The sequence below is a fragment of the Prosthecobacter sp. genome (genome assembly GCF_044236155.1).
Classification (GTDB): domain Bacteria; phylum Verrucomicrobiota; class Verrucomicrobiia; order Verrucomicrobiales; family Verrucomicrobiaceae; genus Prosthecobacter.
In genome coordinates this window covers 93,749-109,845 of record NZ_JBIIHA010000006.1, presented here as the reverse complement: position 1 = coordinate 109,845, position 16,097 = coordinate 93,749, and the positions used below count along the sequence as shown (strand labels likewise).

General features: G+C 60.5%; 12 protein-coding genes. 1 reads left to right on the top strand and 11 read right to left on the bottom strand.

Annotated elements, in window-relative coordinates:
- Positions 1 to 17 precede the first annotated feature (17 nt).
- Positions 18 to 2,729 (top strand): PQQ-binding-like beta-propeller repeat protein, encoded by a 2,712-nt coding sequence (locus tag ACILSE_RS07405; RefSeq protein ID WP_395716735.1) that lies wholly within the window; start codon positions 18 to 20, stop codon positions 2,727 to 2,729.
- Positions 2,730 to 2,760: 31 nt separating this feature from the next.
- On the opposite strand, the gene ACILSE_RS07400 is transcribed toward ACILSE_RS07405, so the two are convergent.
- The 11 genes from ACILSE_RS07400 to dgt form a co-directional block, all read right to left on the bottom strand.
- The gene (locus tag ACILSE_RS07400) at positions 2,761 to 3,738 is read right to left on the bottom strand and encodes a galactose oxidase (protein WP_395716734.1); all 978 of its coding nucleotides are present in this window, start codon (positions 3,736 to 3,738) and stop codon (positions 2,761 to 2,763) included.
- Positions 3,735 to 4,661 carry an aminotransferase class IV gene (locus ACILSE_RS07395; RefSeq protein WP_395716733.1) on the bottom strand — a complete coding sequence of 309 codons (927 nt, stop codon included), beginning with the start codon at positions 4,659 to 4,661 and terminating at the stop codon, positions 3,735 to 3,737. The genes ACILSE_RS07400 and ACILSE_RS07395 overlap by 4 nt, the downstream gene beginning before the upstream one ends.
- Complete coding sequence (locus ACILSE_RS07390; protein ID WP_395716732.1) at positions 4,658 to 5,842, bottom strand: exo-alpha-sialidase; 1,185 nt, start codon at positions 5,840 to 5,842, stop codon at positions 4,658 to 4,660. Before ACILSE_RS07390 ends, ACILSE_RS07395 begins: the two co-directional genes overlap by 4 nt.
- A gap of 4 nt (positions 5,843 to 5,846) precedes the next feature.
- Positions 5,847 to 6,950, bottom strand: coding sequence for a lactonase family protein (locus ACILSE_RS07385; RefSeq protein ID WP_395716731.1), 1,104 nt, complete (start codon positions 6,948 to 6,950; stop codon positions 5,847 to 5,849).
- A gap of 23 nt (positions 6,951 to 6,973) precedes the next feature.
- Positions 6,974 to 8,410 carry a Gfo/Idh/MocA family protein gene (locus ACILSE_RS07380; protein ID WP_395716730.1) on the bottom strand — a complete coding sequence of 479 codons (1,437 nt, stop codon included), beginning with the start codon at positions 8,408 to 8,410 and terminating at the stop codon, positions 6,974 to 6,976.
- Positions 8,411 to 8,473: 63 nt separating this feature from the next.
- The gene (locus tag ACILSE_RS07375; protein ID WP_395716729.1) at positions 8,474 to 9,466 is read right to left on the bottom strand and encodes a WD40 repeat domain-containing protein; all 993 of its coding nucleotides are present in this window, start codon (positions 9,464 to 9,466) and stop codon (positions 8,474 to 8,476) included.
- 13 nt (positions 9,467 to 9,479) lie between these two features.
- Positions 9,480 to 10,718: a DUF1501 domain-containing protein gene (locus tag ACILSE_RS07370; protein WP_395716728.1), complete on the bottom strand. Its 1,239-nt coding sequence runs from the start codon at positions 10,716 to 10,718 to the stop codon at positions 9,480 to 9,482.
- A 4-nt stretch (positions 10,719 to 10,722) separates the two neighbouring features.
- The gene (locus ACILSE_RS07365; protein WP_395716727.1) at positions 10,723 to 12,411 is read right to left on the bottom strand and encodes a DUF1549 domain-containing protein; all 1,689 of its coding nucleotides are present in this window, start codon (positions 12,409 to 12,411) and stop codon (positions 10,723 to 10,725) included.
- Between the two features lie 27 nt (positions 12,412 to 12,438).
- Positions 12,439 to 13,434, bottom strand: a complete 996-nt coding sequence (locus ACILSE_RS07360; protein ID WP_395716726.1) for a Gfo/Idh/MocA family protein — start codon at positions 13,432 to 13,434, stop codon at positions 12,439 to 12,441.
- A 2-nt stretch (positions 13,435 to 13,436) separates the two neighbouring features.
- Positions 13,437 to 14,747, bottom strand: a complete 1,311-nt coding sequence (locus ACILSE_RS07355; RefSeq protein ID WP_395716725.1) for a hypothetical protein — start codon at positions 14,745 to 14,747, stop codon at positions 13,437 to 13,439.
- A 51-nt stretch (positions 14,748 to 14,798) separates the two neighbouring features.
- The gene (gene dgt, locus ACILSE_RS07350; protein WP_395716724.1) at positions 14,799 to 16,073 is read right to left on the bottom strand and encodes a dGTP triphosphohydrolase; all 1,275 of its coding nucleotides are present in this window, start codon (positions 16,071 to 16,073) and stop codon (positions 14,799 to 14,801) included.
- Positions 16,074 to 16,097: the final 24 nt, after the last annotated feature.

The window sequence follows — 16,097 nt, the reverse complement described above, 5'->3', positions numbered from 1 at the left end:
TTTCGTATTCTCAGCCCATGAAGCGCCTGCTCCTGTCTTTTGCCCTCGTTTTCAGCTTGAATGCCTCCGCCGAGGACTGGCCGCAGTTCATGTTCAATGCCGCCCACAGCGGCAATGCGGCTCAAATCGACCTTGATGTCGAGAAACTCGGCCTGCAAGGCGCGGTGGCGATGACGGATGGCATTTACACCTCGCCGGTGGTCGCGAGTGAGAAGGTGTATGTCGTCGATGGATCGGGCTGCGCGGCTTGTTTTGATGCGAAGACGCTCAAAGAGCTCTGGCGATTCCAAAGCAAGGGTGGGAAGCAAAACGTCAATAATGTCAGCTCGCCTGCCATCGCGGGAAAGTGGCTTCATTTCGGCACGACGGCTGGAATCTACTATGTGCTGGACCGCGACAGCGGTGCCGTGGTGGCCGAGATCGACTGCGGCGAGCCGATTTTCAGCACGCCAGTCGTGGCGAAGGATCGCGTGTATGTGGCCACGCTCGGGGCGCAGGTGCTGGCGATGACGTTTGAAGGCAAGCAGCTCTGGAAATGGGATTTCGTGAAGGAAGTCGTCGGCTTCGATGGCAACCGCTGGAGCGGCGAGTCCTGGGCCGCGTTTTGCGAGAAGCGCATGCTCGCCACGCTCAAACCGGGCACCAAACCGACCTCCAGCGATGGTCGCGTGACGTGGAAGGATCACTTCGTTTGCTCGCGGGACATTTGTCTGATCAAAGGCAATGTCGTCGTCATTCCCGCCGGTGGTCGCACGCTCTTCCTTGAAGACACCGGTGCTGCGCCGAAGCTCAAAGCCACCGGCGAGATCCCCGAGTGGTCCGGCAAGGAATTTCCCGCCACCTTCGGCCAAAGCGCCGATGACGACGGCAACGTCTATGTCCAATGGCACCGCCGCGACAACGCCGGTCGCGTGGACATCATGCGCCTCGAAGGCGACACGCTGAAAACCGGCGACTTCGTGCCCGGCACCGACACGAACATCCGCATGGATGGCTTGCTGAGCTTCTCGCCGGTGGCGATTCGGGGTAGCGAGGTGTTTCGCGTGAAACCGGAGACCGCACGCGGCCTCATCCGGCACGATATGACCTCCAAAGAGCTGAAAACGCTGAGCGGAGCCGGAGCCATCGCGCCGCCGGTTCTGACGAAGCGGCATGTGATCTTTGGTAGTTTGGATGGAACGCTTTATGTTGCCGCACTTAGCGGCGACGTGCCTGTAACAAAGCTGGGTGTAAGTACAAACTCGATCTCAACCCCGGTCGCTGTTGCCGATGGCAGTATCTATGTCACCGACGAAGGCGGACACCTCTCCAGATACGCTCCTTATAAAACGGATCAGCTTGTGACGGGTCACAACGTCACCGGCACTGCCACTTACCCCATCCGCTCCCCGCTCACCGGCAAGCTCGCCGATGCGAAATACGACTGGTACACGAACTACGGCAACTTCGCGGGCCAGAACTCGAACAACCAGGACCTCAAGCCGCCGCTGCGCATGCGCTGGGCGCGGCGCCTTGAAGGCACGGTGAAGCATCTGCCGGTTTGCGGCGGAGGGCGGATGTACACGCACACGGCGGAGGGCCAGATCATCGCCTGCGAGCAGGACACGGGGCGTTTGCTTTGGCGGAAGTGGTTTCCGGATGTGTATTTGAGCTTCACCTCGCCGCTTTACATCGACGGCAAGCTGCTGGTGCCGCAGGCGGGCATGAAGAAGTCGTTTGTGCGCTGTCTCGATGCTGCGACGGGGAATCTGCTGTGGGAAGCGCCTTTCACCGGTAGCCCAAGCTGGAGCCGCCAGTTCCCGCCAGTCGTTTCAGGCAAGGTGGCGATCTACGCCAGCGGCAGCGGCGATTACGCGCCGCAAGGCAGCGAGAAGCCCTACACCTTTGGCGGCACGCCCGTGGTGCCTGCGGACGGCAGCGAGGTGATGAGCTTCATCTACTCGAACGACAACCCGTATTACCCGAAGAACCATCATCCGCGCCTCTGGGCCTGGGATTTGGACACGGGCAAGGTCGTGTGGGAGAAGGACTTCTTCGAGTTCGGGCGCGGCGGCAATGACTGCGGCATCTGCGTGCTAGATGGAAAGCTCTACTACAGCGTCTTCTTCGGCTACGATGCCGAAACGAAGCGTCGCCGAGGCCTGCCCGTCGAAAACAACGGCCTCACCTGCTGCATCGATCCCGCGAGCGGCAAGGTGCTGTGGCAGACGAATGAATACTACGTCACCTCCAAGTGCACGCTCAGCGCCCGCGATGGGAAGCTCTACATCGGCGGCTACAACAAGGCGAACGCCAGCACCGAGGACCGCCACGTGTGGTGTCTCGACGCTAAAACCGGCAAGCTCGTGTGGAAGAGCGACGCCGTGACCTCCGCGCTCAACGTGGTGAGCGTGGGCGAGAAGTTCATGTTCTCCAACGCCCTGCGTGGCAAAGGCAACGTCTTCGACAGCGCCACCGGCAAGGTCGTTTACAGCATCCAAACGAACTACGCCTGCTGCCGCTTCACCATGAGCGAGCCGTATGTGCTCGGTGCGAACATGGACATGATCGATCTCTCCCAAGACGGCAAACTCGTCTCCACCGGCCCCGCCATCGATTCCCGCGAGTGCCTCGGCGCCGTGGTGAGCAATGGGCGCATCTTTTACACCTCACAAGCCAGCGGCTTCATCGTCTCGCAGACGTATGGGCCGGAGTCGAAGGACTTGCCGCCTGCGTGGGAGGTGCGGTGATTGCCTGCGCCAGCGTCCTCACCTGCTGTCTTCACGGCTTCCAATCCTTCGGCAGACTCAGCGACCACACCTCGCTCGAAAGCGGCCGCGCATGACCACCCGCGACCCACAGTTTGTCCTGAAAGACGAACACCGAATGCTCATGTCTCGCTTTCCAACACGTCTTCGTCTCAAGACGCTGCCAGTTCTTGCCATCGGCGCTGTGCCACACGTCGCCAAAGTTGTCTTTCTCTTTGGACCAGCCGCCGAGCACCCACATGCGCCCGCGATACACCGCAGAGCTGAACCACAAACGCGGCTCCCACGGCGCGGACTCGGTCTCGCAGGTCCAGTTCACGCCATCGCTCGATGACCAAACGTCGTTCTTCGCGTGATACGACGGCACGTAGTTCCCGCCGCCGAGGACGTAGATTTTGTCGTTCAAAACAACCGCTTGATGATACGCCCGTGGTGACCATGGCGCTTTCAATGTCTCCTGCTTCCACGTTTTGGCATCCGCCGATGACCACACGTCATTTTTCAGGCTCTTCTCGTCGCCAAAGTAGTAGTTCTCCGTGCCGCCGAGCATCCACATCCGGCCGCGATGCTCTACGAGGCCAGCAGCGAGCCGTGGTGACCATCCAGCGCGCGCGGTGACCTGCTCCCACTTCACGCCATCACTCGACGACCACACTTGATTGCTCGCCGAATGCCCTGGCAGCCGTCCTTTGTGCCAGCCGCCCATGATCCACATTTTGTCGGCAAAGGTGACGTTCATCGGCAGATCGCTGTGCAGCCACGGCGCGCTCTTTTCGATCAAAGACCACGTTTTGCCATCGGCGGAGGCCCACACATCGCGCGGCGGCTCCGCATAGGACTGAAACCACCCACCGCCGATCCACAGCCGGTCTTTGAAGACCCACTCCGCCTGCGAATCCCGCGCCTGCCACGGTGCGGTGCCTTCGAGCACCCAATCTGGCTCGGCACTGGCGATAGTGATTCCCAAGATTAACCATGCCAGCAGCTTCATGATGAAACATCGCCTCCCATGATCTGCGCTTCGATATTCAGGTCCACACGCTCGCTCCACGCCGTTATCATCTTCCTGAACCATGGTCCCGGCTTGCCATCGCCAATTGGGCTGTTGTTGATCTTGGTGCATGGGGCCAAGCAATAGGGCGTTGTGGTCAGCCACGCCTCATCAGCATTCACCACGTCGTAGGGCTGGAAGTCCTTCTCCACGAACTTCATGCCGATCTGCGGCGCGAGTTCCTTCACCGTTTCCAGACTCACGCCCCGCAGGATGTTCCGTGTCGTCGGCGAAAGGATCGTATTGCCTTTGATGATGACGAAATTGGAGCCCGCACACTCGGTCACGTTGCCGTCGAGGTCGAGTAGCAGCGTGATCGCACGTGGATCGACGGTCTGCGACTGCTTGTCAGCCAGCCACCAGTGCAGACGGCTGCGGTTCTTCGTCTTGGGCTCGATGCACTGCGGAGGGATGTGCCGGATCGATGGCGTGACGACATGCGCGCCCTCGATGAACAGATGCCGCCACATCTCAAAGAGGAGCGGGAAGCTGTGGATGCAAATGGTCGGCCGCAAAGGCCCTGAAGCGCCTGCACTGCCGGCGTAGAGCGCGTTTTCGCCCGGCGTGATGAAGTGCACAATGCCGATGTCTTCGTTGGGACCGATGAGCTGGCAGTTCGCCTCCGCCAGCTCGTTCGTGCGGACCAGCATCTCCTCCGGCGGGAGTGGCACCGTGATGCCAGAGAACTTCAGCGAGCGATACAGCCTCGCCACATGGTCCTCCGCGCGAAACGGCCGGTGCCGGAACGTCCGCGTCATCTCCGTCAGCGTCGCGCCAAGCACGATGCCGAGGTCGTAGATGTTCAGCTTCGCCTGCGAGGCGGGCATGAAGCGGTCATTGAGATAGACAAGCGGTTCGCTCATGGGCTTGGTGGGTTCGGCTTCGACCACAGGATGCGTGCCACAAACGTCGCACCCTCGGCACCGCGGGCTTTGGAGTCCTTCATGAACATGCCTTCGCACACGGTCACCCACGATTCGTTCTCGTTGATGCGGGCGCAGCCGAAGTTGCCCATCTCGGCGCCGCGCTCGGGGACGACGACTTTTTCGGTCGCGCGGATGACTTGAAGCTTCTCGGGATCGACGCGTGCCATGAACAGCGGCGCACGGTGACGGACGATGTGGTCGTTGTTCGCGCCGCGGCGGGTATAGACGAGGAAAAGGCCGTCGCGATGCGCCAGCCAGTGCTGCTGCGTGTTGTAGCTGCCGAGTTCCACGCCGTCGTCGAAGGTCCACGGCTTCGGTTCGGCAAAGTGCAGGCCATCATCGCTCACGCTGACATAGCCACGCACATCATTGCGCAGCGTGAGGTAGTAGCGGCCGCCAAACGCGATCAAAGATGGCTCATAAAGCCCACGAGCCACGTCGAGGCGCAAAACGTTGCCGTTTCGCTCATAGACGAGCTTTTCGCCATCGAAGCGGCACTCGGCCACGGTCGTGCTGTAGCGGTCTTTGGCGCTTTTCGCGATGTAGAGCGGCACGAGCAGTTTCCCGTCGCTTTTCACGACCCACTGCGCGCAGGCGTTGCGGGCGAAATTGAACTCCTCGACCTCCGGAAGCTCCAAAACCTGCCACGGCGTCCACTTTGAGGTTTTCGGATCGAAGACGGCATACACGGTCTGATGCGAGCGCTTCACGTCATCGAGTTGCTTGCCCTTTGGGCTGTAGCGCACGCGGCAGCCGATGGCGATGAGTTTGCCCGTCTGCTCATGCCAGCCCGGCGTGACATCGGCCACGCTAAGCGTCACGCCATCCGCCTGCGGCTGCCAGTCGATTTCTGGCGGCAGCACCGGCCCGCTCCATGCGCCATCCAAGCCCTCGCGTCGCATGAAATACAGCCCGGAGTAATAATCGGAGACCTTCAGGTGCTTCTGGATCGTCATCACCACGCCACCCGGCACCGGCGCGGCGCGTGGATGAAACCACAGGAACTTCCCATCATCATGCTTCATCACCGTTTCGAGTTTCACCGTGAAATCGAGCGGCTCGGCGGCGGGCAGAGCTTGCACCGCTGAGATTAAAAGGACGCAGAGAAGTTGTTTCATGATGTTACTCCATCCAACGGATGCACGAGGCCATGGGCACTTCGACGGAATCGCCCTTCGCGGTGAGCGAGCCGCTGGCGGAATCGATCTGGAAAACGACGACGTTGTTGCCGGGCATGTTCGCGCACAGCAGCCAGCGGCCGTCGGGGGTGATGAGGAGGTTTTGCGGGCCTTTGCCACCGCTGGGTTGGATGGTGAGCAGCGTGAGCGTGCCGTCGGGGGCGATGCGGTAGCTGGCGAGGCTGTCGTGGCCGCGGTTGGTGCCGTAGAGATGTTTTCCGTCGGGTGTGATCTTCAGATCGGCGGTGTAGCTCTTGCCGGTGAAGTCTTTCGGCAGCGTGGCGATGGTTTGTTTCTCCTTCAGCGTGCCAGCGGCGGCAGTCCAGTCGAAGACGGTGATCGTGTTGGCGAGTTCGTTGATGACATAGACGAGCTTGCCGCCGGGATGAAAAGTCAAATGCCGCGGGCCGCTGCCGGGCGTGAGCTTGGTGAAGGGCTGCGTGGCATGCGGGGTGAGCTTGGCGCTGGCAGCGTCGAGCGTGTAGATCATGACCTTGTCGATGCCGAGATCGCAGGCGAGCGCGTGTTTAGCATCGGGGCTGATGATGAAGCAGTGCGCGTTCGGTCCTTTCTGGCGCTCCGGATCGGCGCTGGAGCCGCTGTGCTGGAAAAAGGAGGCCGCTACACCGAGCGAGCCGTCGTTCTTCACCGGAAACGAGGTCACATCACCGCTGCTGTAGTTAGCGATGAGCACCGACTTGCCCGTGGGATCGACTTCGACAAAGCACGAGGCCGTGCCGCGTGTGTTTTGGCGGTTCAGCGGTCGCAAATCCCCGCCACGACCTTCAATCGCAAAAGCAGCGACGTAATTGTCCTTCCCGCCAAACTCGTCGATCGAATACAGGAACCGCTTGTCCGGCGAGATCGCGATGAAAAACGGGCTCTGAATGCCCGTGGTGCGTTTCAGCGGCTTTAGCGTGCCAGCTTCCGAATCGAAGCCAAACGCATGAATCCCTGCCTTTTCGCCCGAGGCAAAGGCCGAGACAAAAACGACAGGTTCAGCTGCAAAAGCAGGCACGGCGAGCAAAGCGAGGAGGATGGAGCGCATCAGGTCCAAACGGACTTGGCACCTCAAATCTCACTCAGCTTCGGCACCACAAACGGTGCACGATACTCGCGGGTGAGCAGCGCATTTGCAGCGGCGTTGTCGAGGAAGCTTTCCTTGTCGCCATCGACGCGGAGATGCTGGCCGAGGGTGACTTGGGTCTTTTCGAGATCGACTCCGGCTTCGGCGAGGTAGTGCTTTGTGCGTTCCAGCGTGTCCTGCACATCTTCGTGAGCTTGGATGTCGCTGAGACGCTTCGAGATGTCGTTCACGGAGGTTTTGGAGCCGAGGCGATACGAGATGTTCGCGATGTGACAGAGCGCGGTGCTTTGATGGCCTTCTTCGATGTCGGCGGCGAGGTCGGTGTGTTTGCGACTGCGCACGGCGCGGAGGAAATTGGCAAAGTGGTTCTCCGATTTGCCTTCGAAGGCGCGGACGAGATTGCCTTTGGGATCAAAGAGGCTGGTGTCGGCAATGATGCCTTCGCTGCCGTAGAAGAACCACATGGATTTGATCGTGGGATGAAACGGCGAGGTTTTGAGGCCGCGTGTTTCGGAGACGATGGTCTTGTCGCCGAAGTCGAAGATGCCGACCTGCGAGTTCGGTGTCTCGGCAACGTCGGTGTAGCCGAGGCGACCGCCGTAGCTGAGCACGCTGCGACCCAATCCGGTCACGCCGAGGCCCCAGCGGCAGATGTCGAGCGAGTGGACGTTGTTGTTGCCGATCTCGCCGTTACCGGTGTCCCAGAACCAATGCCAGTCATAGTGAAACTTCGGCCGCGTGAGCTTCGTCATCGGTGCGGGGCCGGCCCAGAGGTTGTAATCACAGCGCGGCGGCATCACGCACTCCGCCGGGCCGCCGATGCTGCCGCGTCCGCTGTAGATGATGCTCTTCGCCAGCTTCACGTCGCCCAGTTTGCCCTCGCGCATGAATTTCACCGCCTCGGCCAAAGCACCGCGCGAGCGGTTCTGCGTGCCCGTTTGCGCGATGCGCCCGAGCTTCCGCGCCACCTGCACGATGCGGCGGCCTTCCTCGACATTCTGGCTCACGGGTTTCTCGACATACACATCCTTGCCCGCCTGCATCGCCCAAATCGCGGCCAGCGCATGCCAGTGGTTCGGCGTCGCGATGAAAACGACATCGACGGCTTTGTCTTCGAGCACCTTCCGCAAGTCCTGCACCTTCTTCGGCATCGGCCGCTTCAGTTCGACCATCAAAGCACCCACTTCATACGCACGGTCGAGATCGGGATCGCAAACATACGCCACATCGCACTCCGCGAGCCTCGCCAACTCCCGTGCATGCGCCTTCCCGCGAATCCCACATCCAATGATGGCAGCGGTGATCTTCTCATTCGCTGAAACCGGTGCCGGATCGGCACCGAGCAAATTTTTCGGCAGAGCGACCGCCGCAGCGGCCATGAGCGAGTCTTCAAAAAAGCGTCGGCGTGTAGGTGTGAGCATGGTGGTGTTGGTTTACGGGTTTGTAGAAGGATGTCTGTGAACTTTGTTGAGGTGATCCATGATTCATGCCTGCCACTCGTAGATCGCCAGTACGCCCGTTTCAGGATATGAACTTTTTCCAATGGCTTGAGTGATGGCGAAGCGTGTGCTGTCGGGGTGAATGTCGAGAGCGGTGCAGGGGCCTGCTGTGGCAGTGTCGGCGAGGGATTTGTCCTGATCGGTCTTCCAGGCACGAAACTCGCCCTTGGCGATCTCGCCGCTGGCGGCCATGACAAAGCCATCGCGATGACAGCGGGCGCTGTAGCAGAATCCTTTGAGCGTGGAGGAGAGTTTGCGGTGCAGTTTGCCGCTGGTGATGTCGTAAAGCAGCATGCTGGCCGGGCCGTCATATCCTGCACGTCCGCAGGCCATGATCAGGCTGCCATCTGCGGAGAGCGTGAGGCTGCGGATGCCGCCCCACTCGATGTCTTCCACGCGTCGATAACCAGAGAGCTCGGGCACTTCGATTTTCAGCAGCTCTTTGCCACTGGCGATATCCCATACCTGAATCGTTGGCTTTTGCGGTCGGCGGTCAGCGGTGATGATGCGTTTTCCATCCGGGTGCAATGCGAGTCCATAGATGGGATGCTCGCTCTTGGGGAACTCGCGCATCATTTTGCCATCGCCGCTCTGCCACAGACGCACGGTGCCATCGCGGTCTCCGGTGGCGAGGATCTTGCCATCGGCACTCACTGCGAGAGCGCGAATGGTGCTGGGATGGGCCGCGATTTTCCAGCGCAGCGCGGGCAATTCTCCGCTGCAATCCCATGCGATGACGCCTCCGATGTAATCGCTGGTGAGCACCAGATCATCGCCAGCACGTGCCATGTCGCCGACCCAGCTCTCATGTCCGGTGAGCATCGTTTTTTTACCACTGGCAACCTCAATGCACACAACTCCGGCATCGCGTCCACCCGCCAACAGATGCCTGCCGGTTGGCGAAAAGACGCAGCTCATCAGCGGCACCTCGTGCTTGTGCTCGATGATGAGTTTGGTTTTGGTTGGGTTGACGGGCATAAGCGCGAGTGGTTTACGCCAGCACGGCTTTGATTGGCCTGGCAGCAGGATCGGCGACGGGATTGGTCTGGCCGTTGAGATGGTAATCGGCGCTGGAGTCGATGCCGAGCGCGGTGAGGTAGGTGTGAAAGAGATCACCGATGCCGACTTCGTCCTCTTTGACCTCTGTGCCGAGGTCATTGGTCATGCCATGCACCACGCCCTGTTTGATGCCACAGCCCGCCATCGCCACGGACCACGCACGGCCCCAGTGATCACGTCCGCCGAAGTTGTTGATCTGCGGCGTGCGGCCCATCTCGCCAGTGACGACGACGAGCGTGTGCTCCAGCATGCCGCGCTGTTCCAGATCATCGAGCAGCGTGACAAAGGTGCGGTCAAACTCCGCACAGCGCATCTGGTGCCAGTAGAAGTTGTCCTGGTGTGCGTCCCAGTCGAAATGCACCACGCGCACGCAGGGCACACCGGCTTCGAGAAGTCGGCGAGCGAGCATGCAATTCTGGCCGAAGTCGTGGCGGCCATAACGCTCGACATCCTTGGGCGACTCGGCCTTGAGATCAAAAATCTCGCGTCGCTGCATGAGTGCCCTGGCTTGGTCAAAGGTCGTGCCGTAGCCGTTGATCGGTGCCTTGGCATGGGTGCGGAGGAAGCGTTCATCCGCAGCGCGGCGTGCGGCATCGCGTGTCTGGAGCGCAGCGGCATTGATGCCAGCGGGAACGATGAGATTCTCCGGTGGCAGGCCATTGATGACGCGCACGCCTTCATATTTCGCGCCGAGAAAGCCAGCATCACCTGTGTCTGTGTAGGCTTTCGGTCCATCGCGTCGCAGGGTGATGTAACCGGGCAGCACATCACCGGGTTGCTCCAGCAGCTTCGCCACTGCCGATCCGAGCACCGGATAGCCAGGGGCCAGGCGGCCGGCTTGGATCGCGTAGTGGCCTTTTTCGTGATCTGGCAGATTCGAGTTCACACTGCGCACCACAGCGAGCCTGTGCATGATCTTCGCCGTGCGCGGCAGCAGCTCGCCGATGCGCACGCCATCGAGTGAGGTGTTGATGGCACGAAACGGGCCACCGAACTTGGTGCCTGGCTTCGGGTCCCAGGTCTCCAGCTGACTCGCGCCACCGGAGAGAAACAGCACGAGCAGTTGCTTCCGATGCGGCGATGCCGCGAGGGCCGATGGTGCCATGGCGGCTGCTCCGGCGAGTCCGAGCGTGCGTGCGATGGCTTGGCGGCGGGTGAGGTTGAGTTGCATACGATCAGTGGTTAAAACGAAACTCCGCCGATAAGAGCAAACCCCACACGAGCGGCTGCAAGGCTTCCGCCCGCTCCTTTGGCGTCTTGGTGCTTTTCACGAGGCTGGTGACTTCCTCCGTCTCTGGCGCAACGGGTCTGCGATTCAAAAGGCTGAGATAAAGATCCTCAGCGAGTGCCGCTGGATCACTCAAAGCCGCCCAGCGATCAAACGCGGTGCCAGGAGCCACTTTGGTGAGCTCGATGATCTTGGGGCTGTTCAGCAGGAAGAGCGCGTGATCGACGACAGGATCGATCTTGCTGTCATCGGTGCCCGGCAGAGGAGAAAAGGCGGCAATCACGGCGCTGGATTGCTTTTCGAGCATTTCGTAGCCGTCTTTCTTCCAGTGCCAGTCTTTGAGCTTGGTTTCGACCTCAGTGGGCTTGGTCTTTTTGAGCTGTTCCAGCGTGCGGATAAAATGAATATCAATGCGACCCGTCGCCTGGAGCAAGGACCAGCGCATCTGCTCTGGCGTGAGCGCCCGCATAGCCGCAGCAGCAAATGCGTCCACTGGAGACTCGACCCCGCCCGGCAATTCACTCGATAGCTGATAGCAACGACTCAGCGCGATCTCGCGCAGGCATCCCTTGATGTCGTAGCGGTGCTGCACCAACCACTGCTCGATGGCTGCGAGCACTGCCGGGTGCGATGGCGGATTCTTGGCGTGATGCAAGTCGAGCGGATGCACCAGTCCCCGGCCAAACATCAGCGCCCAGAGCCTGTTGCCGAGGTTTCTGGAAAAACCCGGCGTCTCCGCACGCGGCATCTGTTCGGCCAGTTGCTTGCGCCGACTGTAAACCGGCACTCCTCGTGCCGAGTTGCTCGGTGCCATCAGATACTCCTTCCCCTTCTCCAGCTTCGGATCAGCGATCATCTGGCCACCCGGAAGACGCGGGTCCGTCTTGCCCTGCTTTGTCGTGAAAACGGAGGTGAAGGTCACATCGCCCATCGCTTTCTCGCCGACGAAGGAACGATTCAGTTTGTTGTCGCGAAAGAACGAAAGGCGGCTCACGAACGCATAGATGCCGAAGTAGTCCGCCTGCTTGTAGTCATCGAACCGGGGATCATCGTGGCACTGTGCGCACTGCAAGTCCGCACCGAGAAATACGCGTGCTACATCACGCGTGATCTGATGAGGCTCAGCATCACGAGCGACATAAAACTTCACCGCTCCAGGCTGTTTCTCATCGCTGCCATCGCTCGCCAAGATCTCACGCGCCATCACATCCCAGGGCTTGTTTGCCGCGAAGGACTCCGCCAGATAGCCCCGCCAAGCCGTAGCAGCGACATCATACGACTTCACCGCAGGCAGCCGACGCTCAGCGAGGATCACGTCAAACACTCGTGCCATGTGCAGCGCATACTCAGGCCGTGAGAGCAGTGCATCGATTGCTCGAGAGCGCTTATCAGGCTTTTGGTCATCGAGGAACGCCTTTGTCTCGGACTGCGTCGGAATCACGCCATTCAGGTCTAGATTCAGTCTTCGGAAAAATTCAGCATCCGTGCTTGTGACTGCCGGTGTGATCTTTGCTGCCGCCCAATCCTTCATCATCAAGCCATCGATTTGCTCATGCAAGTGCACGGCTTCTCCCGCCGACAAGCTGGTGCCCGCCATGAGGCTTAGCAGCTTTAGAAGGCGAGAGATGCGGTTCATGAAGTGCGTCCGAGCTTGCTGTGTTCGTCATTCGCGGATGAGTTTCGCCGCTTCCTCCTTCGCCTTCGCGAGCACATCAGCTAGGGCGACAGGCTTGCCGCCGTGGCGGAGGCTTTCGTCGGCGGCTTCCATGAAAGTGAAGATTTCGAGAGTCTCGGCTTCGCTCACGGGTGGGGTGCCGGTGCGGAAGAAGGTGCCGATCTGACGGCAGAGGGCCTCGTAGCTGATGGTTTTGGCTCCTTGGCGCACACCGGCGCTGCCGAAGACAAGCGCCCCGAACTCCGACTTGCCTTTCACGATGCCGCGATAGGTGCCGACGCGTCCGTCTTTCCACACGCCAGTGACTTGATCAGTGACAGGGCCTTTGGTGCGTGAAACGGTCTCGCAGCCGGTGCCCATTAGCGCGAAGAGCGACTCGATGCCGTGGATGGCGTAGAAGAAGAGGTCCGGAGTGCCGCTCTGATACGAGCACGGACCCCAAGTCGTCACGCTGAGGATGTCGCCGATCTCGGGATTCGTCTTCATGGCGATCAAATCAGCCCCGAAGCGCGAGGATGAGCTCGACCAGATCTTCACGTTGCTCTTCTTCGCGAGTTCAAAAATCGCGATGGCCTCGGCGAGCGTGCCTGCGACGGGTTTGTCGATGAAGACCGGTTTGCCCGCTTTGAAGATCTCCCGTGCTTCTTGCAGATGGATGCGGCCATCCACGCTCTCCAGCAGCACCACATCGACCTTCGCGAGCAGTTCGGGAATGGTCGGCACGATCTCCACGCCCATGTCGCGAAGCTGCTGGGTGAACTTCTCTTTGCGGTCCTTGCTGGCCGGCATGTCCGTGCCGCCGGTGTAGCCGATGGTGATTTTGATGCCTGCGAGTTCGCCCTCGGTCTCGCCTTTGTTGAAGAGCTTCGTGAAGGCCGGGACGTGGGAGGTATCGAGACCGATGATGCCCGCACGCAGCGGTTTGAGGTCGTTTTGAGCGAAAGCGGTGCTGGCGACGAGGAGTGAGAGGAGGAGGCGTTTCATGGTCATTTCTTCAAAAGGTCCGAGAGGGTCTGTTTGATCACTTTTTCGGAGTTTGGGGCCGCATAGGCCTGTGAGGGCTCGTAGCCGCCTTCTTTGAATGAATGCTCCAGCGGGATGTAACCCGTCACGCCATCGCCATAGCTCGCGGTGCAGACAAAGCCACCTGCCCGCTGCTGCTGCGCGAAGAGTTGATACTCGACAAAGCTCTCGCCGGGCAGATGCACGAGGCACACGTCGTCGCCGAGATGCAGGCTGGTGAAGGGAATTGGCTCGCGATGGCGGATGAAGCCGATGCGCAGGGCGGCGGCGATGCGTGTGGTGGGCGCGGTGGCGGTGTTTTGCATCACTTTGAGCATGCGCTCCTCGGGGAACTCGGGATCGGGCTGCAAGACGACGGGCACATGCTTCCAAGCGAGCTTGGTGAGCGGCACACGCTTTGCATTTTGCTCGGACGCGACCATCGCGGCGTGGATGCGGCCCGCGAGCAAGGGGCGCATCGGCGGCGTGCCGTCGTTGTATTTGCCTGCGCCGATGTTGCCGCCGCAGGCGGTGAAGTAGATGTGCGGCACGCCATCCTCCTGCGTGCGCTTTTCGCGAGCGATGCCAGCGAAGTCGTGACTGATGATGCCGTCGCCGTAGTAGCTCATCGGGTGCGTGGCGTAGTAGTGCAGCGCGGCGAGTTTCCTGTCGCCATTCCAAAAGCTCACGGTCTTCAAAAACGGGTCGATGAGGCCTTCGGGCAAGGCACGCAGCACCGGGTCTTTGCTGCCGCTGCCGCGCATTTTGCCCACTTTGCCGTCGATGACCTGCACGCGTCGGTTTCCGGCCACTTCGAGCACTTTGGCCTCGCCGGTGGAGATGTGCGTCACGGTCTGCGGAGCCTTCAAAGCGGCTTCGATGCTCGCTGCGATGCCGACGAGTGCTTTTTCGGTCGCTGCGGCATCGAGGATGCCGATCTCTGGCAGGAGCTTTTGCGCCGCGTTGTCCACGAGAGGTGCGTTGTGTTGATGCAGCGAGTGCAGGGCAACGCGTTCGGGCGTGGTGGCGGCGGCTTTGGCCAAAACCTCGCGCCAGTGGATGTGATCCGCGCCGCGAATCTCACAGAAGTCGATAGCGCAGAGCACGACGGGCTTTTCATTGCTCAACAGCACGATACCAAGCGCCAGCAAGGGCTCGCTGACACCTGCGGCCGGTTTGACGAGGCCACCACACAGCGGTGCGCCGATGGGCGGCGTGACAACGGCACGGAAGGTCGCAATCTGAACCGCGAGCACGTGAGCAGCCGAAAGGAGGAAAAGTGTGAGGAAGCGCATGACCACAATACGTTCCGAACCTCGGGAACAAGCAGGCCACGCACGATAAGCTCACACGAAATCCGTGATCGAGCCAAAGTCGGCGTCGAAAAGGCGGCGGTAGGTGCGGAACGCGAAGTGGTCGGTCATGTTGGCGATCCAGTCGCAGACGAGGCGGGCGCGTTCGTTTGCGGTTCCGGCCTTCTGAATCTCCTTTTCGATCGACTGCGGCATCAGGTGCAGGCCTTTCGGCTGCGAGGGTTCAATGTAGCGTTCGCGCAGCACCTCGAACACACGTTTGAGGATGAAGTCGGCCTTGTGATCGAGCTGCTGGAGCTGCGGGCTGCGGAAGACGAGATCGAACGCGATCTTCTTGTGCAGATCGGCCCGGCGGCGTTGCGCGGGATCAATCTCCAGCGCGAACTGATGCCGCTTCGTGCTCTGGCTGAGGAAATTCGCCGTCGTTGCGAGCTTTATGGCACGGATGCATTCTCCAATGAGACGATTGAGACGGCCTTCGACACGGCCGTCACGCATCGCTTTGCAAAGGAACTCCACGTCACCGCTGTCATCGCTGCTGAGCGTTTGCTCCGCCGCCCAGCGTTCGACACGACTCACGTCGATGAAGCCCGCGTGGATGCCGTCGGCGAGATCATTGAGGGAATACGCGGTGTCATCCGCCCAGTCCATGATCTGGCATTCGATGCTCTTGAAGCTGTTGCGCGCCTTTCCCGGCGTGAGTTCGACAGGAAACGCCTGATTGCCCATCGCGAAATCGAGCCAGCGCTCCTGATCGTTGTAAAGGTAGTGGTTGGCCTTGTTCGCGGGTTTTTCTGCGAAGAGCGTCTTGTATTTCAGCACACCGTCGAGCAGCGCGCGCGTCGGATTCATTCCAACACGGCCTTCGCTGAACAAGGTCTGTGTCAGGATGCGCAGCGTCTGCGCGTTGCCCTCGAAGCCGCCATAAGGCTCCATCAGCCGGTGCAGCGTGCGCTCACCCGCGTGGCCGAAGGGTGGGTGGCCGAGATCGTGGCTCAGGCAGGTGCTTTCGACGAGATCAGGGTCGATGAAGCAGTCATCACCGAGGACGCTGCCCTGCTGCGCCAGCCATGCGCAGATGCTGCGGCCAATTTGAGCCACCTCGATGCTGTGCGTGAGCCGTGTGCGGTAGAAATCATACTCGCCCGACAAAAAAACCTGCGTCTTGCTTTGCAGGCGCCGGAACGCGCTGCTGTGAATGATGCGGTCGCGGTCGATTTGAAACGGATTGCGATACTCGCCGGCCTGCGGCGTGCGCGGATCGAGCGTCTCGAAGTCGAAGGAGGAATAGAAGCGGTTCGCGGGCATGCGGTTTGTGCCGCGATGCTAGCA

Excerpts from the sequence above, each read along its gene's own strand:
- ACILSE_RS07405 (WP_395716735.1), top strand. The coding sequence starts at position 18 with ATGAAGCGCCTGCTCCTGTCTTTTGCCCTCGTTTTCAGCTTGAATGCC.
- ACILSE_RS07400 (WP_395716734.1), bottom strand. The coding sequence starts at position 3,738 with ATGAAGCTGCTGGCATGGTTAATCTTGGGAATCACTATCGCCAGTGCC.
- ACILSE_RS07395 (WP_395716733.1), bottom strand. The coding sequence starts at position 4,661 with ATGAGCGAACCGCTTGTCTATCTCAATGACCGCTTCATGCCCGCCTCG.
- ACILSE_RS07390 (WP_395716732.1), bottom strand. The coding sequence starts at position 5,842 with ATGAAACAACTTCTCTGCGTCCTTTTAATCTCAGCGGTGCAAGCTCTG.
- ACILSE_RS07385 (WP_395716731.1), bottom strand. The coding sequence starts at position 6,950 with ATGCGCTCCATCCTCCTCGCTTTGCTCGCCGTGCCTGCTTTTGCAGCT.
- ACILSE_RS07380 (WP_395716730.1), bottom strand. The coding sequence starts at position 8,410 with ATGCTCACACCTACACGCCGACGCTTTTTTGAAGACTCGCTCATGGCC.
- ACILSE_RS07375 (WP_395716729.1), bottom strand. The coding sequence starts at position 9,466 with ATGCCCGTCAACCCAACCAAAACCAAACTCATCATCGAGCACAAGCAC.
- ACILSE_RS07370 (WP_395716728.1), bottom strand. The coding sequence starts at position 10,718 with ATGCAACTCAACCTCACCCGCCGCCAAGCCATCGCACGCACGCTCGGA.
- ACILSE_RS07365 (WP_395716727.1), bottom strand. The coding sequence starts at position 12,411 with ATGAACCGCATCTCTCGCCTTCTAAAGCTGCTAAGCCTCATGGCGGGC.
- ACILSE_RS07360 (WP_395716726.1), bottom strand. The coding sequence starts at position 13,434 with ATGAAACGCCTCCTCCTCTCACTCCTCGTCGCCAGCACCGCTTTCGCT.
- ACILSE_RS07355 (WP_395716725.1), bottom strand. The coding sequence starts at position 14,747 with ATGCGCTTCCTCACACTTTTCCTCCTTTCGGCTGCTCACGTGCTCGCG.
- dgt (WP_395716724.1), bottom strand. The coding sequence starts at position 16,073 with ATGCCCGCGAACCGCTTCTATTCCTCCTTCGACTTCGAGACGCTCGAT.